The sequence below is a fragment of the Novosphingobium sp. IK01 genome, assembly GCF_033242265.1.
In the GTDB taxonomy this organism is placed as follows: Bacteria; Pseudomonadota; Alphaproteobacteria; order Sphingomonadales; family Sphingomonadaceae; genus Novosphingobium; species Novosphingobium pituita.
Genome location: NZ_BTFW01000001.1, coordinates 1,772,501 through 1,795,535 on the forward strand (window position 1 = coordinate 1,772,501; position 23,035 = coordinate 1,795,535).

Genomic DNA, 23,035 nt, shown 5'->3' on the forward strand with positions numbered 1-23,035 from the left:
CCGCGATCTGGTGCGCGCGGCCGGTGGCTATCGCGAATCCTATGTCCATGCCGAGGACTACGATCTCTGGCTCCGCCTGTCGGAACAGACCCGGATGACCAATCTGCCCGAACCGCTGCTGGCCTATCGGGTGAGCGCCGGTCAGGTCAGTTCGCGACACATGGTGGCCCAGGCCCGCAATGCCGCGATTGCCTGGCTGGCCCACCTTGCCCGCCTGCGCGGCGCGGGCGATCCGACCGCCGGGATGACCACCCTGCCCGACATCGCCCGGCTCGATGCGCTGTTCGGACCGGGCAGCGCGGCCTATGTCCGCCGCCGCATGATCGAACGCCTGCTGTTTTCGCCCGATCATCTGGCCAACGAAGCCTGGCCGGTCCTGCTGGGCTATACTGCCGACATCGGCCCCGATCCGGCACTCTGGCCGCAACTCAGGCCACAGCTCTGGCGGGTGGCGCTCCGGCTGCTCAGGGCCGGGCATCCCTTGCGCGCGGCCCAGGCCGCCATGGCGCTGCTCCGGCACGGCGCATGAGCGGGACGCCACCCGAAAGGCCCTCTCAGGAGAGCCCCCCGCAGGCCATGTCCGTGCGGACGGCGGCGGCCTGGGCGCTGGTTTCGCAATATACCTCGTTCGCGATCCAGTTCGCCACGAGCGTCGTGCTCGCGCGCTGGTTCATCACGCCCGCGCAGCTCGGGCTGTTCTCGATCGCCTTTGCGGCGGTGACCATCGTGGCCTTTCTTCAGGATTTTGGCGTCACCCGCTATGTCAACGGCGAGCGCGACCTGACACCCGCCAAGTTGCAGACCGCCTTCACCATCTCGGTGACCTTCGCCTGGGGCATCGCGCTGCTGGCGATTGCCGGGGCGGTGCCGGTGGCGCGGTTCTATGGCGACCCGAACCTGTTGCCGGTGCTGCTGGTGGTGGCCTCGTCCTATCTGCTGGTGCCGCTCTCCATCGTGCCGCAGGCGACCTGCCAGCGGCGGATGGACTACAAGTCGAACACGATGATCGAGGTCGGCTCGTCGGTTGCCAATGCGGCCACGGCGGTGACGCTCGCGGTGCTCGGCCATGGTGCGCTGGCGCTGGCATGGGGGGCCTTTGCCCAGCAGGGTGCGCGTCTGGTGGTCAGCCAGTGGCGTGTCGGGCTGATGCTGCCCTGGCCCCTGAGGCTGGCCGGGGCGCGGCCCGTGCTCGAACTGGGGGGCACCAATTCGGTGCTGTCCACCTGCTATTCGATCACCGCGCGGGCGCCCGAGCTGGTGATCGGGCGGCTGATCGACACGGTTGCGGTCGGCCTGTTCGCGCGGGCTTCAGGGCTGGCGCTGCAATTGCGGATGCTGGTGGCGGGCGCGGTGACAGGGGTGTTCTATCCCGCGTTCCGGCGCGTGCGCGACGAGGGTGATCCGCTCGGGCCGCCCTATCTGCGAGTGGTGGCGGCCTATACCGGGGTGACATGGCCGGCCATGGCGGGCATTGCCGCGCTGGCCCAGCCGCTGATCATGGCGCTTTATGGGCCGCGCTGGCTCGATGCGGCGCCGTTGCTGGCCTGGGTGGCGCTAGCCCAGTTGTGCTATGTCGCCCTGCCGCTCAACGGCGACCTGCCGCTGTTGCTGGGCCGCAAGCGCGGGCTGATCCACCGCAATATCCTCGAAACGGTGCTCTCGGTGGGGCTGATCGTGGCCACCGCGCCGATGGGGCTGCGCTGGGTGGCGATCTCGCGCTTTGTCCATGGGCTGATCTGGGTGGTGATCTATGCGCCGTTCATGCGCGCCATGCTCGATTTTGCCTGGCGCGATCTGGTGCGCATTCATGTCCAGAGCCTGATCGCGACAGCAGCGGCGGTCGCGCCGCTTCTGGCCAGCTATGTCTTCTGGGCCGGGCCCGGACGCTGTGGCCCCGGACAGGCCGGGGCGATGATCGTGGCGGGGATCGGGCTCTGGCTGGTGGTGATGCGGATCATTCGCCATCCGCTGCTGGCCGAAATCCTGGCCATGCTGGGCGAAATCGCGCGCGCCCTGCCCGGACGGAAGCCCGCCGCGCGCTGAGTATTGCCCGCAGGCCCCCTCCACCATGCGTAATGATCCTTTGCAGATTCTCATGGCAGCGCCATGGCCGCCCGCCTAAAGTGCCAGGCGGAGAGGATGACAGGATGATCAGGCTGCCCTGTGCTTTGGCCCGTGCTCTGGCAGCTCTGCTCGGTGTGCTGGCCTGCGCCCTGCCTGCATGGGCGCAGGACGAAGCGCCGGGGCCGCCCGCTGGCATTCCCCCCTCAGAGACAATCGCCATGGGCCGCGATGACCTCGCGCGGATGACCGTCCCGGTCCGCATCAATGGCGCAGGGCCCTTTGCCTTCATGGTCGATACCGGCGCCCAGCGCACGGTCCTCACCCATGCGGTCGCCCGCAAGCTGGCCCTCGCCCCGGCGGGACAGGCCGTGCTGGTCAGCGTGGCCGGGACCGATACCGTCGACATCGTCCATGTGCGCGAACTCATGCTGGGCAGCCGCCGCTTTGCCGATCTGGAGACCCCGCTTGTCGATGACGCGGGCCTCGAAGCCGAAGGGATCCTTGGCCTCGACAGCCTTCAGGGCCAGCGCGTGACCATCGACTTTGCCGCAAACCGCCTGACCATCGACGATGCCGCCGCCGAACCGGCTGCCCCGACCGGAAATCCGGCCATCGGGGATTTCGCCATCGTCGTGCACGCGCGCCACCGCTCGGGCCAGTTGATCATGACCGAAGCGGTGATCGACGGGGTTCGCACCAGCGTGATGATCGACACCGGATCGGACACCTCGATCGGCAATCCCGCCCTTCAGCGTGCGCTTCGGCGCGCGCCCGGCCACGGGCACGGGAGCGAGGAAGCCCGGCTCGTGGGCGTGACCGGACAGGCCATCGCCGCACAGACAGGACAGGCCCGCAGCCTCAGGATCGGCCGGATCGCGATTGCCAACCTGACACTCGCCTTTGCCGATTCCGGCGCCTTCGCCCGGCTCAGGCTGGCGCATCGCCCGGCCCTGTTGCTGGGCATGCACGACCTGAGCGCCTTTCGCGCGGTGGCCATCGATTTTTCGCGGCACAAGGTGCTGTTCGGCATCGCGACCGACGAAAAGGCGCCCGCAGCACCGTGATCCCATCGCGAGGGTGGCGCATCGCGGCAAATTGCCTATGTGAAGATGATGCCTCCCGAACGCCCATCCAATCCCGCCGCCCGCCATGATGGCTGGCGCACGCTGCAACGGTTCCTTCCCTATCTCTGGCCCCGCGACAATCCCGGTCTGCGGCGCCGGATCGTGGTGGCCTGCCTGTTCATCCTGGCCTCGACGGGGGTGCAGCTGACGCTGCCCTACCTGCTCAAGTGGGCGGTCGATGCGATGAACATGAGCGGGCCCCGGCTGGGCATGGTGGCGATGTGGACGGTGCTGGGCTACAGCGCCGGGCGCTTCCTGGGCCTTGCCTTCGACAACTTGCGCAACATCGTGTTCGAGCGCGTGGGGCAGGACGCCACGCGGGCGCTGGCCGAACATGTCTTTGCCCAGCTTCACCGCCTTTCGCTGCGCTTCCATCTCGCCCGCCGCACCGGCGAGGTGACCAAGACCATCGAGCGCGGAACCAAGAGCATCGACACGATGCTCTATTTCATGCTGTTCAACATCGCCCCCACCATCCTGCAACTGGTGGTCGTGGCGGTGATCTTCTGGGTCACGTTCGGATGGGGACTGGTCATGGCCACCGCGCTGGCGGTGGCGGCCTATATCTGGGTGACGCGCACGATCACCGAATGGCGCACGCAATTGCGCGAGAAGATGAACCGGCTCGACGGGCAGGCGCTTTCGCGCGCAGTGGATTCGCTGCTCAACTACGAGACGGTCAAGTATTTCGGGGCCGAAAAGCGCGAGGAAGCCCGCTATGGACAGGCCGCGCGCGCCTATGCCGAGGCAGCGGTTGCCAGCGAGAACAGCCTGGGCCTGCTCAACATCGCGCAAGGGCTGGTGGTCAACCTGCTGATGGCAGGCGCGCTGGCCTATACCGTGTGGGGCTGGTGGCACGGGCAGTTCACCGCCGGGCAACTGGTCTTCGTGCAGACCTACCTGACGCAGCTGTTCCGCCCGCTCGACATGCTCGGCATGGTCTATCGCACGATCCGGCAGGGGCTGATCGACATGGCCGAGATGTTCCGCCTGATCGATACCCAGGTCGAAGTGGCCGATGCGCCCGGCGCGCCCGCGCTGGTGGTGCGCCACCCCTCGATCGTGTTCGACAACGTGGTCTTCGGCTATGATCCGGGGCGCACGATCCTCCACGGCCTCTCGTTCGAGGTGCCAGCGGGCAGCCGCGTGGCCATCGTCGGGCCATCGGGGGCGGGCAAGTCGACCATCGGGCGGCTGCTGTTCCGCTTCTACGATCCGCTTGCGGGCCGCATCCTGATCGACGGGCAGGACATTTCGGGCGTGACGCAGGCGAGCCTGCGTGCGGCCATCGGCATCGTGCCGCAGGATTCGGTCCTGTTCAACGACACCATCGGCTACAACATCGCCTATGGCCGCGAAGGGGCCGATGCCGCCGCCGTCGAGGAAGCCGCACGGGGCGCGGCCATCGCCGATTTCATCGCCCGCCTGCCCCAGGGCCTCGACACCGAAGTGGGCGAGCGCGGGCTCAAGCTTTCGGGCGGCGAGAAGCAGCGCGTGGCGATTGCCCGCACGCTGGTGAAGAACCCGCCGATCCTGCTGTTCGACGAGGCGACCAGCGCGCTCGACACCCGCACCGAACAGGACATTCTCCACACCCTGCGCGCGGTCGCCGCCAACCGCACGACCCTCTCGATCGCCCACCGCCTCTCGACGATCGCCGACAGCGACGTGATTCTCGTGCTCGATCAGGGCCGTCTGGCCGAACAGGGCAGCCACGCCGACCTGCTGCGCGCAGGCGGGCTCTATGCCGAAATGTGGGCGCGACAGGCCGCCGAAGGGGAAGAGGCTGAAGCCGTGGCGGGAGCAGTTGCGGGGGCAGCAGGGGCCTAGCTCCCCAGCCGGGCCGACCCGCCACCGGTTGTGCAATGCACCAATTGCTGCAATAAACCTTGCGGGTGCAGCATCCCGGACGGGATGGGCAGGTTCGTACACCGGTCGGGCCGCCGGTGGTGAAAACCATGCCTGGAGACTTGCGCCCGTGATCCGCGTCCATAGCCTGCTTCGTTGGTGGCGTGCCCATATCGACCGGGACATCGACCACCCGGCCGTCGTGCGCCGCGTTTTCGAGGAAAGCGCCTGGACGCCCCGCTTCATCTTCATGGTGGTGATGTCGGCGGGCATTGCCGAGCTGGGCCTGCTGCAATCCTCGCCTGCGGTGGTCATCGGGGCCATGCTGATCTCGCCCCTGATGGGGCCGATCATGGGGCTGGGGTTCGGCCTCGCGCTGTTCGATTTCGCCAGCCTGCGCCGCTCGGCGCTGGCGCTGGGGCTGGCGGTTCCGCTCGCGGTGGCCTTCACCGCGCTGATCGTCGTGTGCTCGCCGCTCAAGTCGGCCACGCCGGAAATTCTCGCGCGGACCAAGCCCAACCTGTTCGACCTGATGGTGGCGCTGTTTTCCGCGCTGGCGGGCACGTTTGCGCTGATCCGGGGCAAGGGCGAAACCATCGTGGGCGTGGCCATCGCCACCGCGCTGATGCCGCCTCTGGCCACGGTGGGCTTTGGCCTGGCCACGGGCAATGGCGCCATCGCCTGGGGCGCGGGCGCCCTGTTTGCCACCAACTTCGTGACGATCGCGCTCTCGGCCACGATCATGGCGCAGATCTATGGTTTTGGCCATCGCCTCTCCACGCACCAGACATGGTTGCAGACCGGGCTCCTGCTGGGGGCTTTCATCATCATGGCGATCCCGCTGGGGCTGGCCCTGCAACATATCGCGGGCGAGGCGGTGACCACCAGCCAGGTCCGCTCGGCGCTGGCCGAGGCGACGGGCCGCGATGCCCGCATCACCCAGCTCGACATCGATTTCCAGAGCACGCCGCTGGCCGTTCGCGCGGTGATCCTCACCCCGCGCCAGAATGCCGTCTCGAACGAGCAACTCGCCACAGCCCTTGAAACCCGGCTGGGCCGCCCAGTCGCGCTTCAGGCCGACGAGGTGCTGATCGCCCCCTCGTCCAACGGGCTGGACGAAGCGCGCAGCGCCCTTGCCCGCGCGCAGGACCTGCAAATGCAGGAACGCCAGACCGAGCGGATGAAAGCCCTGCTCGCGCTGGCCGCCGGGACCGCGCCCGACGACGTGCTGATCGACCGCGACGGACGCCGCGCCCTGGTAGCGGCCCGCCCCCTGCCCGGTGCAGGACTGGCCAGCTATCGCGAACTGGAAGCCCGCATCGCACGCATGGCCGATGGCTGGACGGTGACAGTCACGCCGCCCGCCGGGCTGGCCCTGCTGCCGATCCGGCAGGCGCCAGCCAAGCCAACGCCGGACAGACATGCCCCGGATACCCAGACCCCGGCCCCGCCCGCGTTGTCGCAGGACGCGCAAGATGCCCTCGCCGTCGACCTGTGGGCCGCAAGGCGCTGGAACTGGGAGGCCCTTGGCATTCCCGGCTGGGTCGAAACCCCGCCCCCGGCCCCTTCTCCGGCCCAGAGCGAGGCCCAGGCCATCGGCAAGGCCGCAACGGAGGCAGGTCTTGCCCCCGTTCCGGGCGGTTCGCGCAAGGGCGGCATGATCCTGCTCGCGCCCATGCCGAAGGGGGAATGACGCCATGTATGGAAACACGCCGACCCTGGGGCTTTTGCTGCTGATTGCCTGTCTGGTGGCCATCGTGTGCCGCCGGCTGGGCCAGCCGTTCACCATCGGGCTGGTGCTGGCCGGCATCGGCTTAAGCATTTCGGGCTACAAGAGCGGCATCACGCTGACCCCCGAACTCGTGTTCAGCGTGTTGCTGCCCCCGCTCGTGTTCGAGGCCGCGCTCCATCTGGGCTGGGGGCAGTTCCGCCGCGAAGGCGCACTGGTGCTCAGCCTCGCCTTTGGCGGCACCCTGCTGTCGGCAGGCGTGGTGGCGGGCGGCATGCACTGGCTGGCCGGCTGGGGCTGGCCCGCCTCGCTGCTGTTCGGAAGCCTGATCGCGGCGACCGACCCGGTGTCGGTGATCGCCATGATGAAGGAGCAGCACGCCGACAAGCGCCTGCGTTTCCTGATGGAGGCCGAAAGCCTGATCAACGACGGTGCCGCCGCCGTGCTGTTCGCGCTGGTCGCCGCATGGGTGGCAGGATCGGCCACGAGCCCGGCCGGCATCGCCATGACCCTGATCAGCACCGTGGGCGGCGGGGTCGCGCTCGGGCTGGCCGTGGCCGGGGGGCTCCTGCTGATTGCCGGGCGCTCCGATGATCATCTGGTCGAAACCACCCTGACCGTGCTGGCTGCCTATGGCTCGTTCATGCTGGCCGAGGACCTGCATGTCTCGGGCGTGCTGGCCACGCTTTCGGCGGGGATGCTGATCGGCAACCGGGGCCAGCGCCGGGCCTTGAGCGAGGTGGGCGGCAGGGCCATCATCCGGTTCTGGGAATTCGCGGCCTTTCTGGCCAATTCGGTCGTGTTCCTGCTGATCGGCAGCCGCGAGGCAGCCCAGCCCATCGCCGCCTTCTGGCTTCCCGCCGTGATCGGAACAGTGACCGTTCTGGCCGGGCGCGCGGCGGCGATCTATCCGATCACGCCGTTCTTCGCCAGAACCCGCATGGCGACGGACAAGCTCACCCGCCACATCCTGTTCTGGGGCGGCCTGCGCGGAGCCATGGCGCTCGCACTGGCACTCGGCGCCCCCGAAAGCCTGCCCGAACACGATGCGCTGGTCAGCGTGGCCTTCGCGGTGGTCGCTTTCTCGATCTTCGTCCAGGGGCTGACGATGCCCTTGCTGCTGCGCAAGAGCGCCACACCATGAATCAGGCGCGACCATGACCAATATCGTCCTCATTCTGGGCAGTCTGGCCATGGCCGCCCTGTGCCTGTCGCCCGCCGTGCTGCGCGCGCGCAGCTGGCGCGCGACGGTCACGCCGCTGGCCTCGATCATCGGCTCGGGCTTTCTGGTGGTGGGGCCGATCCTGGCCGACACCGCCGGGTCGCTGGCCTGGGTCGCGATGGCCGCACTGTGCGCGGCGGGCTACCTGTTCGGGGCGGTGATCCGCTTCAACATTATTCATGTCGAGGCCAACCTCGCCCATCTGCCACGCCGGGCGGCCTTTCTCGAAAAGGCCTCGAACACCGCCCTCTCGCTCGCCTATTTCGTCTCGGTCGCCTATTATCTCAACCTTCTGGCCGCCTTTGCCCTGCGCGCGGCGGGCATCGTCGATCCGTTCGCGATCCGCCTGCTGGCCAGCACGATCATCGTGGTCATCGGCATCATCGGCGGGCGCGGCGGGCTTCATGCGCTCGAACGGCTCGAAGTGGGCACGGTGGGGATCAAGCTGTCGGTGATCGGCGGGCTGATGCTGGCGCTGGGGCTGGCCTATGCGATCGCCTGGCAGCACCACGCGCTGATCACCGCGACCAGCACCCGAACCCCGACACAGGCGCTGCGGACCGTGCTCGGGCTGGTCATCCTCGTGCAGGGGTTCGAGACATCGCGCTATCTCGGCGCGGCCTATGACCCGGACTTGCGCGTGCGCACGATGCGCCATGCCCAGTGGATCTCGACAGCCATCTATATCGGCTTCGTGTTCCTGCTCACGAACCTGTTTCGCGACGGGCTCGGCCCTTCGGGCGGCGAGACGGAAATCATCGACATGGTGCGCCCGCTCGGCTGGGCAGTCGTCCCCCTGCTCACGCTGGCGGCCATCGCCTCGCAATCCTCGGCGGCGGTCGCCGACATGAACGGCGCCGGGGGGCTGCTCCACGAGGTTTCATCGGGGCGGATTCCGGTCAGGCTGGGCAATGCGGCCACGGCCCTCGCCTCGCTGACGATCACCTGGAGCGGCGACATCTACCAGATCATCACCTGGGCATCGCAGGCTTTCGTCGCCTATTACGGCCTGCAATCGGTTCAGGCCGCCCTGTGGGCCGCGCGCCTCGGGCAATGGGCGCGCGTCGCCCTGTTCTGTGGCGCCATCGGCCTGTCGGTGCTGGTGATCGCATGGGCGGTTCCGGCAGGCGCCTGAGAAGGGCGCTTCAGCCCGCCGGGTTTTCCCGCCTCACTTCACCACGTCGGCGCCGTGCCAGACCACGGCCTGGGCCACCTTGATGCAGTCCATGCCGCCGTCATAGGTCATCGAGGGCGATCCATAGAGGCGCCAGCCTTGTGCGAGGGCTTCGGACACGCGCTCGCAGAAGGCGCGGTCGTCCTTGCCGGTGAGCAGGCGGTAGATCGGGCGGTCGTCGGGGGTGGTGTGCATGGGGGTATTCTAGAGCGGGTGGAAGGCTTGCGGCAAGGGGCCCCCTCCACCACGCGTTCCGCGCGGTCCCCCTCCCCGCAAGCGGGGAGGATCTGATCCTCCCCATGAAATGGGGAGGGGGACCGCCCGCGCAGCGGGTGGTGGAGGGGGCGAGCCCTCAGAGAATGTACTTCGACAGGTCCGCGTTGGCGGCCAGCCCGCCCAGACGCTCCGCCACATAGGCCTCGTCGATGGCGACGGTCGTGCCCACGCGGTCCTCGGCATCGAAGCTGACTTCTTCGAGCAGCTTTTCCATGACCGTCTGCAAGCGACGGGCGCCGATGTTCTCGACCGTCTCGTTCACTTGCGCCGCGGTGCGGGCAATCGCGCGCACGGCTTGCGGCGTGAAATCGAGGGTGACCTGCTCGGTCGCCAGCAGCGCGCGGTACTGTTCGACGAGATTGGCGCGGGTTTCGGCCAGAATCCGCACGAAATCGTCCTCGCTCAGCGCCTTCAACTCAACGCGGATCGGCAGGCGGCCTTGCAGTTCGGGCAGCATGTCCGAAGGCTTGGCCACATGGAACGCGCCCGAGGCGATGAACAGCACGTGGTCGGTCTTCATCGGGCCATACTTGGTGGCCACCGTCGTCCCCTCGATCAGGGGCAGGAGGTCGCGCTGCACGCCCTCGCGGCTGACCGAGCCGCCGCGCACGTCGGACACCGCGATCTTGTCGATCTCGTCGAGGAAGACGATACCGTTGGTCTCCGCATTCTGGAGCGCCACGCGGGCCACGTCGTCCTGGTCCATGCGCTTTTCGGACTCTTCATCGACCAGCTTGTCCCAGGCATCGGCCACGCGCATCTTGCGGCGCTTGAGCGCCTGACGGCCAAAGGCCTTGCCCATCATGTCCGACAGGTTGATCATGCCCAGATTGCCGCCCATGCCGGGGATCTCCATCGACGCGGAGGGCTGGTCCTCCACCTCGATTTCCACCTCGACATCGTTCATCGCGCCTTCGGACAGGCGCTGGCGGAAGCTTTCGCGGGTGGCCTCGCTGGCCCCATCACCGACAAGAGCCTTGAGCAGGCGGTCCATCGCCGCCTTGCTGGCCGCCTCGCGCACGGATTCGCGGCGGCGTTCCTTTTCAAGGCGGACGGCTTCCTCAGCCAGATCGCGGGCGATCTGCTCGACATCGCGGCCGACATAGCCGACCTCGGTGAACTTGGTCGCCTCGACCTTGACGAAGGGCGCATCGGCCAGCTTGGCCAGACGGCGGCTGATCTCGGTCTTGCCGCAGCCCGTGGGCCCGATCATCAGGATGTTCTTGGGAGACACCTCGTCGCGCAGGTCTGCCGAGAGGTGCTGGCGGCGCCAGCGGTTGCGCAGGGCCACGGCCACCGCGCGCTTGGCTTCGGTCTGGCCGACGATATGGGCGTCGAGCGCGCGGACGATGGCCTTGGGGGTCAGGGTATCGAGCATCAGATTTCTTCCAGGGTCACGCGGTCGTTGGTGAACACGCAGATTTCGGCAGCCACCTGCATGGCGCGGCGGGCGATCTTCTCGGGGTCGTCCTCGTAGGCATCGAGCGCGCGCGCCGCCGAGAGCGCATAGTTGCCGCCCGAACCGATCGCAGTAATCCCGCCTTCGGGTTCGAGCACGTCGCCATTGCCGGTGAGCACCAGCAGCGTCTCGGCATCGGCCACGATCATCAGGGCTTCGAGGTTGCGCAGATATTTGTCGGTGCGCCAGTCCTTGGCGAGTTCGACGGCGGCGCGCATGAGCTGGCCGCGATGCTGTTCCAGCTTGCGTTCGAGCCGCTCGAACAGGGTGAAGGCATCCGCCGTCGCCCCGGCAAACCCGGCGATCACCTTGCCATCGCCGATGCGCCGCACCTTGCGCGCATTGGGCTTCATGACGGTGTTGCCCATGGAAACCTGGCCATCGCCCGCGATCACGGTGCGGCCGTTCTTCTTCACCCCGATGATGGTGGTGCCGTGCCACTGGACCAGGCCGTGGCTCGCCTTGCTGTCGTTCATGGCCGCGATATGGGATCGCGCAGCCAGCATTCAAGCGGGCGAGGCATGAGGGTGGGGCAAGCGGGTGGGGCAAGCGGGCTCCCCCGAGCCGCCTTCCGGTTACAGCTTGCAGGCGTAGAGGAATTCCGGGTCGCAGTGGGTGCCCACCCAGAATTCGATGTCGGCGATCTTGGCAAAGCCGAAGCGGTGGTAGAACCGCTGGGCCTCGGGGTTGTCGCTGTAGACCGTCAACTGGATCTCGTCGGCGCCCTGCGTGCGGGCCTGCGCGATGGCCCAGTCCATCAGGCGGCGCCCCAGCCCGCCGCCCAGCCGCGCGGGATCGGTGTAGAGCTGCTTCAATTCGAGCGGGCGGGTGGACGTGCTGAATTCGCGCGGCAGCGTGCTGTCGAGAACGAGCTTGCAGAACGCGACCAGCGCGCCCTCTTCCTCGATCACCGCGATGCGCATGCCCGGATCGGCCAGTTGGCGCGCGGTCGTCGCGTCGCTGTGCGCCTCTTCCATGAAGGCGGCAAAATCCGCCGGATCATAGAGATGCTCGAACTTGGCGGCCACCGCCCGGCGCGCGAGCGCGGCCAGCGGCAGGGCATCATCGGGGGTGGCAAGGCGCAGCACGGGCGAGGAAGCGGTGGTCATGGCGCTCGCATAGCCCCCGCCCGGCCTCTTGACCAGATGGCCCCAACGCCCCCAATTCAGCCCGCAGGCTTGGGCGCCACCGGAGCGGGAGTCTTGTCCTTGGGGGGCCGCGTATAGGGCACGAACTTGTCGAGGCCGACAAAGCCGCGCCAGAACCCGCTGGTCCGGTCGCGCAACTGGATCGTATCGACCGAGCAGAGCTGCGCACTGGTCAGGCGGGTGACCAATATGTCGTCGCTGCGCAACTGGTCGGCGCCCAGCCGGGGCTTTTGCAGATAGAGCGTGCTGCCCGCATCATAGAGGATGCCGATCCCCTCGAAAATCTGCGAGCGGGACACGGTGGGCATATAGATGCAGTCGACCGGCTTGCCCGCCTCGCGCCCGGCCAGCGCCTTGTCGAGCTGCTCCTGCGGGGTCAGCCGAGGCTTGGCCTGAACAGCCGGTCCGGCCAGGGCCAGACCGCCCACGGCCAGCGAAACAGCGAGTAACCGGGCCAGCTTCGTCATGATACGCCTCGATTTCTGTGCGGTTCACGAAATGTCGAAGAGGCTTATATCCGATATGGGCTGAACCGGGCGTGAAAAAAGATGTCCTGCGCCCGGTTCCACATCCTGTTCAGGCCGTGCCGCCCACCGTCAGCCCGTCGACCAGAACGCTGGGCTGGCCCACGCCGGCCGGCACGCTCTGCCCGCTCTTGCCGCACATGCCCACGCCCTCGTCGAGCGCGAAATCGTTGCCGATGCCGATCATCTTGTTGAGCACGGTCGGCCCGTCGCCGATCAGGGTCGCGCCCTTGATCGGGTCGCCCAGCTTGCCATCCCTGACCATATAGGCCTCGGTGCAGCTGAACACGAACTTGCCGCTGGTGATGTCGACCTGCCCGCCGCCAAACGACTTGGCAAAGATGCCGTTCTTCACGCGCGAGAGCAGTTCCGCCGGGTCGTCCTGTCCGCCGCGCATGAAGGTGTTGGTCATGCGCGGCAGCGGCGCATGGGCATAGCTTTCGCGACGGCCATTGCCGGTCGGCGCCACACCCATCAGCCGCGCGCTCAGCCGGTCGTGGATATACCCCTTGAGCACGCCGTCCTCGATCAGCACGTTTTCCTGCGTGGGCGTGCCCTCGTCGTCGATCGAGAGCGAGCCGCGCCGCCCCTGCCCGCCCAGCCCCAGCAGCGTGCCATCATCGACCACGGTGACGCCCGGCGCTGCCACGCGCTGGCCGATGCGGCCCGAAAAGGCGCTGGTGCCCTTGCGGTTGAAATCGCCCTCAAGCCCATGGCCGACCGCCTCGTGCAGCAAGACGCCGGGCCAGCCGGGGCCGACCAGCACGGTCATCTCGCCCGCAGGGGCCGCCACTGCCGAAAGGTTGACGCGGGCCTGGTGCAGCGCCTCGTCGATCCCGCGATTCCAGGTTTCGGGCAGCAGCAGGTCGTCATAAAGGCGCCGCCCGCCGATCCCGAACGAGCCGGTCTCGCGCCGCCCGTTCTCCTCGACCACCACGCTGATGTTCAAACGCACGAGCGGGCGCACATCGTGGGCCACGAAGCCATCGGCGCGCACGATCTCGACCACCGACCACGAGCCCGAGAGCGAGGCCGAGACCTGCACCACGCGCGGATCACGCGCACGGGCCGCCGCGTCGATCTCTTCGAGCAGGCGCACCTTGGTTTCAAACGGCACCTGATCGAGCGGCGAGGCATCGGTATAGAGATGGCGGTTGTTGTGGCGCGGGGGCGGCGCGGGCTGGCCCTTGGCGGGGTCGAGCAGGCGCAGCGTCTCGCCCGCGCGCGCAATGGCGGCGGCGGTCAGCGCATTGGCATGGGCAAAGCCGGTCATCTCACCCGAGACCCCGCGCAGGCCGAACCCGGCATCGCGCGAATAGTCGGCGGTCTTGAGGCGCCCGTCGTCGAAGCCGAAGCTCTCGCTCGCCACGAATTGCAGGAACAGCTCGCCATCGTCGCAAGCCGAAAGCGACTCGCGCGTGAGGCGCAAGGCATCCTCGGGCGTGAGCTGGCCGGGGCGGTAGAGCAGCGAGCGGGTATCGGCAGAAAGGGTCATCGCGCCGATATAGGCATCCGCCCGCCACTTAGCCAGCGACTGTTGCGCCAGCGCCTGGTGGGCCAGCGGATGCTGTCATGAAAAAAGGGACGCCGCAGCGCCCCTGATCAGGCCCTCAGGCCGCCTTGGTTTCGCCGGTGGTGTCGGCAGGCCCGCCCTTGAGCACGAAGCGACGGTCGCAATAGCCGCATTCGACATAGCCCTTTTCGTCGATTTCAAGCCAGACGCGCGGGTGGCCGAGCGCGGAAGGCTTGAACGAGCCGTTGGAACGGATGCCGCTGGCCCCATCGCAGCTCACGCGGGTGGCATCGGTGAAGATCGTTTCGGGTGGCTGGATCATGGCCGAGCCGGTTAGCAAATGCGCGCGATGCACACAATTGCCGTTTTATCCGGGCAGATGCAGTTTTGACCGATCAGAAGCCTTTACCTCGCGTCCATCCACAGGCAGGAAGCCCCCATGCTGTCCCCCGCCACCCCGCACCACCCCGCGATCATCACCGACGAACCGGCCATCCGCATCCGCGATCTGGCCAAGGAATATGCCGCCACCGGCAAGTCGCCGGCCAAGCGCGCGCTGCAAGGGGTGAGCTTCGACGTGCCGCGCGGGCAGATCTTCGGCCTGCTCGGCCCCAATGGCGCGGGCAAGTCGACCCTGATCAACACGCTGGCGGGCCTCGTGCTCAAGTCCTCGGGCACGGTCGAGATCTGGGGCCACGACATCGACACCGACCGCCGCAACGCCAAGGCGGCCATCGGCATCGTGCCGCAGGAAATCGTGTTCGACCCGTTCTTCACCCCGATCGAGGTGCTCGACATCCAGGCCGGGCTCTATGGCGTGCCCAAGCACCTGCGCCGCTCGATGGACCTGCTCAAGGCGGTCCATCTGGCCGACAAGGCGCGCGCCTATTCGCGCTCGCTCTCGGGCGGCATGAAGCGCCGCCTGCTGATCGCCAAGGCGATGGTCCACACTCCCCCGGTCCTCGTGCTCGACGAGCCGACCGCCGGGGTCGATGTCGAACTGCGCCGCCAGTTGTGGGAACTGGTGTCCGAACTGAACGCCGGGGGCGTGACGGTGGTGCTCACCACGCACTACCTCGAAGAGGCCGAGCAGCTGTGCGACCGCATCGCGATCATCAACCACGGCCAGCTGATCACCAACAAGCCCACCCGCGAACTGGTGGGCATGGCGCGCGAGAAAGTCGTCGTGCTCACGCTCGACAGGCCGCTGGCGCAGGCCCCGCAGCACCCGGCCTTCCTCAAGGCCGTGCTCAACGACCGGCAGGTCGAGATCACCTATAACAAGGACCGCAGCAACGCGGGTGAAGTGCTCGGGCTGGTCCAGGCCATGGGCGTGAACATCATCGACGTGTCCACCCGCGAGGCCGATCTGGAAGATGTCTTCGTCCGCCTGACCGCTCAAAGCTGAAGGCCAAAGACCGGCGGACCTGAAGATCGGCCCGTTTCAAGGATCGGCCCGCTTGAGGATCAACCGTCCGGGACGCCCCCTCGGACCGTACGGTTTTGATTAACGCAATCAGGTCAAGGAACAGCCCCCGGCCGTCGGAATGGCGCGCCGGGGCAGGCCCGCTCGTGCCTAGTTTCCGGTGCCGCCTTCCAGTTCATCCACGCTGCGCCAGCCGCCACCGGACCGGCGAAAGACCGGTTTGCCACAATGGGTGCAATCCGACGTGTAATGGAAACCATCCCAGACTACATTCCTGCGCTGTGGGCGATGGCGGTTGAACAGGCAGAGAACGCGACCGAAAAGCATGATGACTTCGACTCCGGGTGGAAAAGGGCGGACCCCGTGAACACTAACTTTCGATCATGAAGAAATGAAATTAAATTATCGTTAGTAACTAACCAAAGTTAGTGCACACTCCCCGGCAGGCCCGCCACCGCGCCAAAAACCGCTGCAAACCCAAAACCCTTTGCAAACTGCGCGTCACAGGCCCAAGAGGCCCGCGTGATGACCAGACCCACCCTCATCGCCTGCGGAGCCCGTCCATGAACGCGCCCGACGTCCTCATCATCGGCTCGGGCGCCGCCGGCCTTACCGCCGCGCTCGTGCTCGCAGAGCGCTGCAAGGTGCTCGTCGTGGCCAAGGGCCGACTCGACGGCGGCTCGACCGCCTGGGCCCAGGGCGGGATCGCCGCCGTGCTCGATGAAGGCGACACCTTCGAGGATCACATCCGCGACACGATGATCGCCGGGTGCGGCCTCAACCGCCGCGAGAGCGTCGAATATGTCGTCGAACACGCGCCGCAAGCCATCGCCAGCCTCGCGCGGATCGGTGTCCCCTTCAACGAGGAAGCCGGCAGCCTCCACCTCACCCGCGAAGGCGGCCACTCGCACCGCCGCATCGTCCATGTCGACGATGCCACGGGCGCGGCTGTCCAGCAGGCGCTGATCAAGGCGGCCACGGCCCACCCGAACATCACGCTCAAGCCCGACATGGTCGCCATCGACCTCGTCACCGACCGCCACCGCACGGCGCCTGCCGGTGATCGCCGGGTCTGGGGCGTCTATGCGCTCAACGCGGCGACCGGCAAGGTCGAGTGCCTGACCGCGCGCGCGACGATCCTGGCGACCGGAGGCGCGGGCCGCACCTATCTGTTCAGCACCGCCCCGCGCGGAGCCACGGGCGATGGCATCGCGATGGCCTGGCGCGCCGGGTGCCGGGTCTCGAACATGGAATTCATGCAGTTCCACCCGACCTGCCTCTATCACCGCGACGTCAAGAACTTCCTGATCACCGAGGCGGTGCGCGGCGAAGGCGGACACCTGAAGATCCCCCCCGGCTATCCGGGCGAGGGCGAGCGGTTCATGCCCCGCTTCGACCCGCGCGAGGAACTGGCCCCGCGCGATGTCGTCGCGCGCGCGATCGACCACGAGATCAAGCGCCTCGGGCTCGACTATGTCCACCTCGACATCAGCCACAAGGACCCCGACTTCGTGCGCGGGCACTTCCCCAATATCCACGAGCGCCTGCTCGGGCTGGGCATCGACATGACGCGCGAGCCGATCCCGGTCGTGCCTGCCCAGCACTATACCTGCGGGGGCGTGCTGGTCGATCTGGCGGGCCGGACGGATCTGGCCGGGCTCTATGCGGTGGGCGAATGCTCGGAAAGCGGGCTCCACGGGGCCAATCGCCTGGCCTCGAACAGCCTGCTCGAATGCTTCGTGTTCGGCGATGCGGCCGCGCGCGACATTCTGGCCCGCTGGGACGATTTCGCCCCCCCGCCCGACGTGCGCGCGTGGGACGACAGCCGGGTCGCCGATTCCGACGAGGAAGTGGTGATCAAGCAGAACTGGACCGAACTGCGCCGCTTCATGTGGAACTATGTGGGCATCGTGCGCACCAACAAGCGCCTCGAACGCGCCGCGCACCGCATCAAGCTGCTCAAGAACGAGGTCAACGAGTACTACGGCAACGTGCGCGTGACCGCCGACCTGATCGAGCTGCGCAACCTGCTCCAGGCTGCCGACCTCATCGTGAAAAGCGCCCGCGCCCGCCGCGAAAGCCGGGGCCTGCACTACAACCAGGACTACCCCGAGGCCCAGCCCGCCGCGCGCGAGACGATTCTGGTTCCCAACTGAGAAACACCCTTGCCAGCCCCCTTGTGCCCACCGCACAGGGAGGACTGAATGAAATCCGGCGGGATTATAAAATCCAAATCCCGCCGGATTTCACTCCCGTAAACGCCGCCTACCAGAAATGGCGGCCCAGATAGATCAGCACGAGCGCGCCCACCACCGAGGCCAGGCACCCGGCCCGGTTGAACCCTTCGCCCACCGTGCCGCGCCCGGCCAGGCTCGAAGCCAGCCCCGCCACCAGCGCCCCGCCGATCCCCAGCAGGATCGTGCGCGCCAGCCCCATGTCGACCGCGCCGGGATAGAGCACGCGGGCGGCCAACCCCACCAGCAGACCCGAAAGCAACATCGAGAGAATATCACCCAAGGGGCATCACCTTTCCTGTTTTTTGCATTGGCTGCGTAAACCACTATGCCGGGGATAAACGCACTCGAAAAATATATTTCGCGAAGGGCAATTTCCCCTTGCATCCTTCGTTCGCCAAGGATTGCCGCGCGTCGCGCCCGCTCACGCCTTGCCCGCTTATCTTCGCGCCCACCCGGATAGGGATCGAACCCTCTTGCGCGGGCGAAAAGATACCCATACTACACCACCTGTTGTGGTCGCAGTGATCGCCACCAACCAAACCTAGTCAGACGTCGGGAGACCCCGCAAGGGGGACACGGACCATCCGCCAATCGGCGGACCCGTTGGCGTCGCTGCGTTTTTGGGCTCGTGCGGCACTGCACCATGACGGAAGGAGGCGTATCGTTCTTCTTCTGTTTCGATTTTGGCATGACCCTTGCGAAGGCTTCGAACGAGCGATGGCTCCGATGAGGCTCTGGCAGGGGCTGTCGCGGTCTGGGCCGTTGCAGGCAGCACCTGCTGCCACGCGGCCTGTGAACGGGTGTCTTTTGATCCGGTCCGTCGGACAAGGGCGGACCTCGTGAACAACGGGGAACGACCATGGACTTGCGGACCGGAGATGCAAACGATGGATTGGCTTGGGTGATGGCGCAGGACGAACTGGGACTGGAAGGCGGCCTGGCCGCGATGGAGCGCAACAATGGCGCTCAGGCAGCGGAAAAGGGTACGACCATGATGGCTGACGACAAGGCCCCGGAAAAGGCACCCTCCACCAGGAAGGCGGCCAAGGCCGCCAAGGCTGCTCCAAACAACACCGGCCCAAACAACGCCGCGACCGCTGCGGTCGAGGCTGCCGCCGCCGATCTGGCCGCTGCGGCCTCGGCGGCGCTGCTCGCCAGCGCGCCCCCGGCTGCCCAGCCGCTCGATTCCAAGGCGGTCAATCCCCGCCGCTTCACGATCCGCACCGACGCCTCGCGCGATGCCAAGCTGACCGCGTTCGGCAAGGAAACCCTCGACGACCGCTACCTGCTGCCCGGCGAGACCTATCAGGATCTGTTTGCCCGCGTGGCCGACGCCTATGCCGACGATGCGGCCCATGCCCAGCGTCTCTACGACTATATCTCGAACCTCTGGTTCATGCCCGCAACGCCGGTTCTCTCGAACGGGGGCACCGGGCGGGGCCTGCCGATCTCGTGCTACCTCAACTCGGTCGAGGACAGCCTCGAAGGCATCGTCAAGACCTGGAACGAGAACGTCTGGCTCGCCTCGCGCGGGGGCGGCATCGGCACGTACTGGGGCAATGTGCGCGGGATCGGCGAGAACGTCGGCCTCAACGGCAAGACCAGCGGCATCATTCCGTTCGTGCGCGTGATGGACAGCCTGACGCTGGCGATCAGCCAGGGCTCGCTGCGCCGTGGCTCGGCGGCCTGCTACCTCGACATCTCGCACCCCGAGATCGAGGAGTTCCTCGAAATCCGCAAGTCGTCGGGCGACTTCAACCGCAAGGCCCTCAACCTGCACCACGGCGTGCTGCTGTCCGACGAATTCATGGAAGCCGTGCGCGACGGCACCGAATTTGCCCTGCGCAGCCCCAAGGACGGCTCGGTGCGCAACAAGCTCGATGCGCGCTCGCTGTTCCAGAAGCTGGTCGAAGTGCGCCTCGCCACGGGCGAGCCCTATATCGTCTTCAACGACACGGTGAACCGCATGATGCCCGCGCATCATCGCGAACTGGGCCTCAAGGTCTCGACCTCGAACCTGTGCTCGGAAATCACCCTGCCCACCGGCATCGACCATCTGGGCAACGACCGCACCGCGGTCTGCTGCCTCTCGTCGCTCAACCTGGAAACCTGGGACGAATGGCAGGGCGACAAGCGCTTTGTCGAAGACGTGCTGCGTTTCCTCGACAATGTGCTTCAGGACTTCATCGACCGCGCGCCCGACGAAATGGCCCGCGCCAAGTATTCGGCAGCGCGCGAACGCTCGGTCGGCATGGGCGTGATGGGCTTCCACTCGTTCCTGCAAAAGAAGGGCATCGGCTTCGAATCGGCCATGGCCAAGGCCTGGAACCTCAAGATGTTCCGCCACATCGCCGCCAAGGCCGACGAGGCCTCGCTGCTGCTGGCCCAGGAACGCGGCCCCTGCCCCGACGCGGCCGACATGGGCTCCATGCAGCGTTTCTCGTGCAAGATGGCGATCGCGCCGACCGCGTCGATCTCGATCATCTGCGGCGGCACCTCGGCCTGCATCGAGCCGATCCCGGCCAACATCTACACGCACAAGACCCTCTCGGGCTCGTTCGTGGTCAAGAACCCCTATCTGGAAAAGCTGCTGCGCGAAAAGTCGAAGGATTCGACCAACGTGTGGAACTCGATCCTCGAACACGGCGGATCGGTCCAGCATCTGGAGTTCCTCTCGGCCGACGAAAAGGCGGTCTACAAGACCAGCTTCGAGATCGACCAGCGCTGGCTGCTCGAATTCGCCGCCGACCGCACGCCCTATATCGACCAGGCGCAGTCGCTGAACCTCTACATCCCGGCCGATGTCGACAAGTGGGACCTGCTGATGCTCCACTTCCAGGCCTGGGAAAAGGGCATCAAGTCGCTCTACTACCTGCGCTCCAAGTCGGTGCAGCGCGCCGGGTTTGCCGGGGGTGTCGAGGCTGACAATACCGCGCAGGCCCGCCGAATCGAACTCGACGTCAAGCAGACCGACTACGAGGAATGCCTGGCCTGCCAGTAATCTGCGCAGCCGTTCAAGCCGCATGAAAATGGCCCGGGAAAGCCAGAACACTTTCCCGGGCCGATTTGCCCCCCACTGGGCGGGGTGTCCAAAAGAGCCCTTTGCCCCGGATTGCGCATTCGCCCAATGATACATATCGGGACATTTCATGACTTGTGCATGCGGCACATCATTCGCCAAAAGCGAATGATTCTCATGAACGTTTTTGGCATGGGAATACCTTGTAGGGGATCAGACAATGCGCAAGTGGCACCGTTGGATTTCGGTGGTTTTCGGAGTTTTCCTGCTGTGGATCGCCATTACCGGCACTCTCAGCCAGATCGTCCCGCTCATGAGCGGCGGCGAAGGACCGCCCAAGACGGAAGCACAGGCCAGCACCCCGGCCAAGCCGGCGTTCGTGTGCCCGCCCGACTACATGTGCCGTCCGCGCCCCAAGGGTGGCGCCCGCTCGATCGTGGGCCTGCTGCACCATCTGCACTCGGGCGAGAGCTTCGGTCCGGTCGGCGTCCTGATCGGCACGCTCTCGGGCTTCGCGATGATCTTCTTCAGCTTCTCGGGGCTGTGGCTCTACATCCAGATGTGGCGCAACCGCAAGAATCGCGCGCTCAAGCCCGGCTGGTTCTGGAAGTAACCCCTTCCCCCAACGGAAAAGGCGCCTCGTACCCTACGACGTGGAGCGAGGCGCCTTCCGGTCGCCAGGGACGACCTCACCGCGAAGGGGACGCGGCTTTCGTACCGGAAGCAGGCTCCCGGATACCGGTTTTTCTGAAACGTTCGGATAGCGCCGCCGCCCTGACGGTCCCGCGCCGACCTCTCGGGACAATGCGCCAGCGCGCCAACCGTTCCCGCGCGTCGCACCCTGTTTTCAACTCCACGGAAAACGGCCCAGCCTGCATGGGCGCCCGCGTGAACCGGGCGCCAGCACACTTGCGCGCCAAGCCCGAATGCGCCCGCCGCGCCGCACAATGCCGCCGCGCCGGCGCACCGCCCTGTCCGGCGACCTGAGCGGGCCCCCGCGCCCCTCGCGCCTTTCAGCGCCTCCCCGTCATTCCCATCTGCCAGAATTCCAACAGGACCACCTCCGATGTCTCTTCTCGAAGCCCGCAAGACCTACAAGCCCTTCGAATATCCCTGGGCCTACGAATACTGGAAGCGCCAGCAGCAGATCCACTGGATGCCCGAGGAAGTGCCGCTGGGCGAAGATTGCCGCGACTGGGCCCAGAAGCTCTCGGACCACGAGCGCAACCTGCTCACCCAGATCTTCCGCTTCTTCACCCAGGCCGACGTGGAAGTGCAGGACTGCTACCACGAGAAGTATGGCCGGGTGTTCAAGCCCACCGAAGTCAAGATGATGCTGGCCTCGTTCTCCAACATGGAAACGATCCACATCGCGGCCTATTCGCACCTGCTCGACACCATCGGCATGCCCGAAAGCGAATATGGCATGTTCCTCGAATACGAGGAAATGAAGGCCAAGCATGACTACATGCAGCAGTTCGGCGTCGATTCGGACGAAGACATCGCGCGCACGCTCGCCATGTTCGGCGGCTTTACCGAAGGCCTCCAGCTCTTCGCTTCGTTCGCGATGCTGATGAACTTCCCGCGCTTCAACAAGATGAAGGGCATGGGCCAGATCGTTTCGTGGTCGGTGCGCGATGAATCGCTCCACTGCGAAGCGATCACCCGCCTGTTCAAGGAATTCTGCGCCGAGCGCCAGTGCCTGACCAAGGCGGTCAAGGAGGACATCCTCGACTGCTGCCAGAAAACCGTCCGCCTCGAAGACGCCTTCATCGACCTGGCCTTCGAACAGGGCCCGGTCCCCGGCATGAGCGCCAAGGAAATCAAGCGCTACATCCGCTACATCGCCGACTGGCGCCTGGGCCAGCTGGGCTTCGACCCGATCTACATGATCGAGGAACACCCGCTGCCCTGGCTGACCCCGCTGCTCAACGGCGTCGAACATGCCAACTTCTTCGAAACCCGCGCCACCGAATATTCGAAGGCGGCCACGCGCGGCAACTGGAACGAAGTCTGGTCCGACTTCGACGGTCGCCGCAAGGCCAAGGCCGCCAATCCGGCCCCGGAAACCATCGAAGTCGACATCGACATGTTCGGTGGCAACGACGTCGCGGCGGAGTGATGCCGCAATGGACAGGGAGTGCAAATCTCCCTGTCCCCCCTATCCGGCTTCTTGGACAAGACCGGGAATCGAGACAAAAAAGCGGGAGCACTTGGCCCCCGCTTTTTTGTCTGGACATATCTGTCATCCGATCTGCTGCACGGTGGAGTC

Annotated in this window: 20 protein-coding genes (1 of these 20 only partly in view); 12 read left to right on the forward strand and 8 right to left on the reverse strand. The window is 66.5% G+C overall.

Annotated elements, in window-relative coordinates:
* From SBI20_RS08195 to SBI20_RS08225, 7 genes are all read left to right on the forward strand, one after another.
* Window positions 1-529 carry the 3' portion of a glycosyltransferase family 2 protein gene (locus SBI20_RS08195; protein WP_317974593.1) on the forward strand. 524 nt of this gene lie to the left of the window's left edge, so only the last 529 of its 1,053 coding nucleotides appear in the window; its start codon lies off the left edge, out of view; its stop codon occupies window positions 527-529.
* 47 nt (window positions 530-576) lie between these two features.
* On the forward strand, window positions 577-2,043 hold the full coding sequence (locus SBI20_RS08200) for an oligosaccharide flippase family protein (protein ID WP_317974594.1): 1,467 nt from the start codon (window positions 577-579) through the stop codon (window positions 2,041-2,043).
* Window positions 2,044-2,147: 104 nt separating this feature from the next.
* Window positions 2,148-3,128 (forward strand): retroviral-like aspartic protease family protein, encoded by a 981-nt coding sequence (locus SBI20_RS08205; RefSeq protein ID WP_317974595.1) that lies wholly within the window; start codon window positions 2,148-2,150, stop codon window positions 3,126-3,128.
* Between the two features lie 48 nt (window positions 3,129-3,176).
* Window positions 3,177-5,018, forward strand: coding sequence for an ABCB family ABC transporter ATP-binding protein/permease (locus SBI20_RS08210; protein WP_317976077.1), 1,842 nt, complete (start codon window positions 3,177-3,179; stop codon window positions 5,016-5,018).
* A 148-nt stretch (window positions 5,019-5,166) separates the two neighbouring features.
* Complete coding sequence (locus SBI20_RS08215) at window positions 5,167-6,729, forward strand: DUF389 domain-containing protein (RefSeq protein WP_317974596.1); 1,563 nt, start codon at window positions 5,167-5,169, stop codon at window positions 6,727-6,729.
* 4 nt (window positions 6,730-6,733) lie between these two features.
* The gene (locus tag SBI20_RS08220; RefSeq protein ID WP_317974597.1) at window positions 6,734-7,909 is read left to right on the forward strand and encodes a cation:proton antiporter; all 1,176 of its coding nucleotides are present in this window, start codon (window positions 6,734-6,736) and stop codon (window positions 7,907-7,909) included.
* A gap of 13 nt (window positions 7,910-7,922) precedes the next feature.
* Window positions 7,923-9,122, forward strand: coding sequence for a hypothetical protein (locus SBI20_RS08225; protein ID WP_317974598.1), 1,200 nt, complete (start codon window positions 7,923-7,925; stop codon window positions 9,120-9,122).
* 33 nt (window positions 9,123-9,155) lie between these two features.
* Here SBI20_RS08225 and SBI20_RS08230 read toward each other — a convergent pair whose 3' ends face one another.
* The 7 genes from SBI20_RS08230 to SBI20_RS08260 all read right to left on the reverse strand — a co-directional run bounded on the left by SBI20_RS08230 (window position 9,156) and on the right by SBI20_RS08260 (window position 14,403).
* The gene (locus tag SBI20_RS08230; protein ID WP_317974599.1) at window positions 9,156-9,356 is read right to left on the reverse strand and encodes a DUF1737 domain-containing protein; all 201 of its coding nucleotides are present in this window, start codon (window positions 9,354-9,356) and stop codon (window positions 9,156-9,158) included.
* A gap of 157 nt (window positions 9,357-9,513) precedes the next feature.
* Window positions 9,514-10,815 (reverse strand): ATP-dependent protease ATPase subunit HslU, encoded by a 1,302-nt coding sequence (gene hslU / locus SBI20_RS08235; protein ID WP_317974600.1) that lies wholly within the window; start codon window positions 10,813-10,815, stop codon window positions 9,514-9,516.
* Entirely contained in the window at window positions 10,815-11,372 is a 558-nt protein-coding gene (gene hslV, locus SBI20_RS08240; RefSeq protein WP_317976078.1) for an ATP-dependent protease subunit HslV, read from the reverse strand. The genes hslU and hslV overlap by 1 nt, the downstream gene beginning before the upstream one ends.
* Before the next feature lie 99 nt (window positions 11,373-11,471).
* Complete coding sequence (locus tag SBI20_RS08245; protein ID WP_317974601.1) at window positions 11,472-12,005, reverse strand: GNAT family N-acetyltransferase; 534 nt, start codon at window positions 12,003-12,005, stop codon at window positions 11,472-11,474.
* A 56-nt stretch (window positions 12,006-12,061) separates the two neighbouring features.
* Window positions 12,062-12,511: a hypothetical protein gene (locus SBI20_RS08250; protein ID WP_317974602.1), complete on the reverse strand. Its 450-nt coding sequence runs from the start codon at window positions 12,509-12,511 to the stop codon at window positions 12,062-12,064.
* Between the two features lie 109 nt (window positions 12,512-12,620).
* Window positions 12,621-14,063, reverse strand: coding sequence for a metalloprotease TldD (tldD, locus tag SBI20_RS08255; protein WP_317974603.1), 1,443 nt, complete (start codon window positions 14,061-14,063; stop codon window positions 12,621-12,623).
* 115 nt (window positions 14,064-14,178) lie between these two features.
* Complete coding sequence (locus tag SBI20_RS08260) at window positions 14,179-14,403, reverse strand: zinc-finger domain-containing protein (RefSeq protein WP_317974604.1); 225 nt, start codon at window positions 14,401-14,403, stop codon at window positions 14,179-14,181.
* Between the two features lie 117 nt (window positions 14,404-14,520).
* On the opposite strand from SBI20_RS08260, the gene SBI20_RS08265 reads away from it, so the two are divergent.
* Complete coding sequence (locus SBI20_RS08265) at window positions 14,521-15,489, forward strand: ABC transporter ATP-binding protein (protein ID WP_317974605.1); 969 nt, start codon at window positions 14,521-14,523, stop codon at window positions 15,487-15,489.
* A 581-nt stretch (window positions 15,490-16,070) separates the two neighbouring features.
* Entirely contained in the window at window positions 16,071-17,663 is a 1,593-nt protein-coding gene (nadB, locus tag SBI20_RS08270; RefSeq protein ID WP_317974606.1) for an L-aspartate oxidase, read from the forward strand.
* Window positions 17,664-17,772: 109 nt separating this feature from the next.
* On the opposite strand, the gene SBI20_RS08275 is transcribed toward nadB, so the two are convergent.
* Window positions 17,773-18,024, reverse strand: a complete 252-nt coding sequence (locus SBI20_RS08275) for a GlsB/YeaQ/YmgE family stress response membrane protein (protein ID WP_317974607.1) — start codon at window positions 18,022-18,024, stop codon at window positions 17,773-17,775.
* 624 nt (window positions 18,025-18,648) lie between these two features.
* On the opposite strand from SBI20_RS08275, the gene SBI20_RS08280 reads away from it, so the two are divergent.
* The 3 genes from SBI20_RS08280 (at window position 18,649) to SBI20_RS08290 (ending at window position 22,885) form a co-directional block, all read left to right on the forward strand.
* Window positions 18,649-20,745 carry a ribonucleoside-diphosphate reductase subunit alpha gene (locus SBI20_RS08280; protein WP_317976079.1) on the forward strand — a complete coding sequence of 699 codons (2,097 nt, stop codon included), beginning with the start codon at window positions 18,649-18,651 and terminating at the stop codon, window positions 20,743-20,745.
* A gap of 265 nt (window positions 20,746-21,010) precedes the next feature.
* Window positions 21,011-21,376: a PepSY domain-containing protein gene (locus SBI20_RS08285; RefSeq protein WP_411911506.1), complete on the forward strand. Its 366-nt coding sequence runs from the start codon at window positions 21,011-21,013 to the stop codon at window positions 21,374-21,376.
* A 453-nt stretch (window positions 21,377-21,829) separates the two neighbouring features.
* A complete protein-coding gene (locus SBI20_RS08290) occupies window positions 21,830-22,885 on the forward strand; it encodes a ribonucleotide-diphosphate reductase subunit beta (RefSeq protein ID WP_317974609.1) in 1,056 nt (351 codons plus the stop codon).
* The last annotated feature ends 150 nt before the right edge of the window (window positions 22,886-23,035 follow it).

Bases quoted from the DNA above. Each gene is read 5' to 3' on its own strand.
- SBI20_RS08200 (WP_317974594.1), top strand. From the start codon at position 577: ATGTCCGTGCGGACGGCGGCGGCCTGGGCGCTGGTTTCGCAATATACC.
- SBI20_RS08205 (WP_317974595.1), top strand. From the start codon at position 2,148: ATGATCAGGCTGCCCTGTGCTTTGGCCCGTGCTCTGGCAGCTCTGCTC.
- SBI20_RS08210 (WP_317976077.1), top strand. From the start codon at position 3,177: ATGCCTCCCGAACGCCCATCCAATCCCGCCGCCCGCCATGATGGCTGG.
- SBI20_RS08220 (WP_317974597.1), top strand. From the start codon at position 6,734: ATGTATGGAAACACGCCGACCCTGGGGCTTTTGCTGCTGATTGCCTGT.
- SBI20_RS08225 (WP_317974598.1), top strand. From the start codon at position 7,923: ATGACCAATATCGTCCTCATTCTGGGCAGTCTGGCCATGGCCGCCCTG.
- SBI20_RS08230 (WP_317974599.1), bottom strand. From the start codon at position 9,356: ATGCACACCACCCCCGACGACCGCCCGATCTACCGCCTGCTCACCGGC.
- hslU (WP_317974600.1), bottom strand. From the start codon at position 10,815: ATGCTCGATACCCTGACCCCCAAGGCCATCGTCCGCGCGCTCGACGCC.
- hslV (WP_317976078.1), bottom strand. From the start codon at position 11,372: ATGAACGACAGCAAGGCGAGCCACGGCCTGGTCCAGTGGCACGGCACC.
- SBI20_RS08245 (WP_317974601.1), bottom strand. From the start codon at position 12,005: ATGACCACCGCTTCCTCGCCCGTGCTGCGCCTTGCCACCCCCGATGAT.
- SBI20_RS08250 (WP_317974602.1), bottom strand. From the start codon at position 12,511: ATGACGAAGCTGGCCCGGTTACTCGCTGTTTCGCTGGCCGTGGGCGGT.
- tldD (WP_317974603.1), bottom strand. From the start codon at position 14,063: ATGACCCTTTCTGCCGATACCCGCTCGCTGCTCTACCGCCCCGGCCAG.
- SBI20_RS08260 (WP_317974604.1), bottom strand. From the start codon at position 14,403: ATGATCCAGCCACCCGAAACGATCTTCACCGATGCCACCCGCGTGAGC.
- SBI20_RS08265 (WP_317974605.1), top strand. From the start codon at position 14,521: ATGCTGTCCCCCGCCACCCCGCACCACCCCGCGATCATCACCGACGAA.
- nadB (WP_317974606.1), top strand. From the start codon at position 16,071: ATGAACGCGCCCGACGTCCTCATCATCGGCTCGGGCGCCGCCGGCCTT.
- SBI20_RS08280 (WP_317976079.1), top strand. From the start codon at position 18,649: ATGGCGCAGGACGAACTGGGACTGGAAGGCGGCCTGGCCGCGATGGAG.
- SBI20_RS08290 (WP_317974609.1), top strand. From the start codon at position 21,830: ATGTCTCTTCTCGAAGCCCGCAAGACCTACAAGCCCTTCGAATATCCC.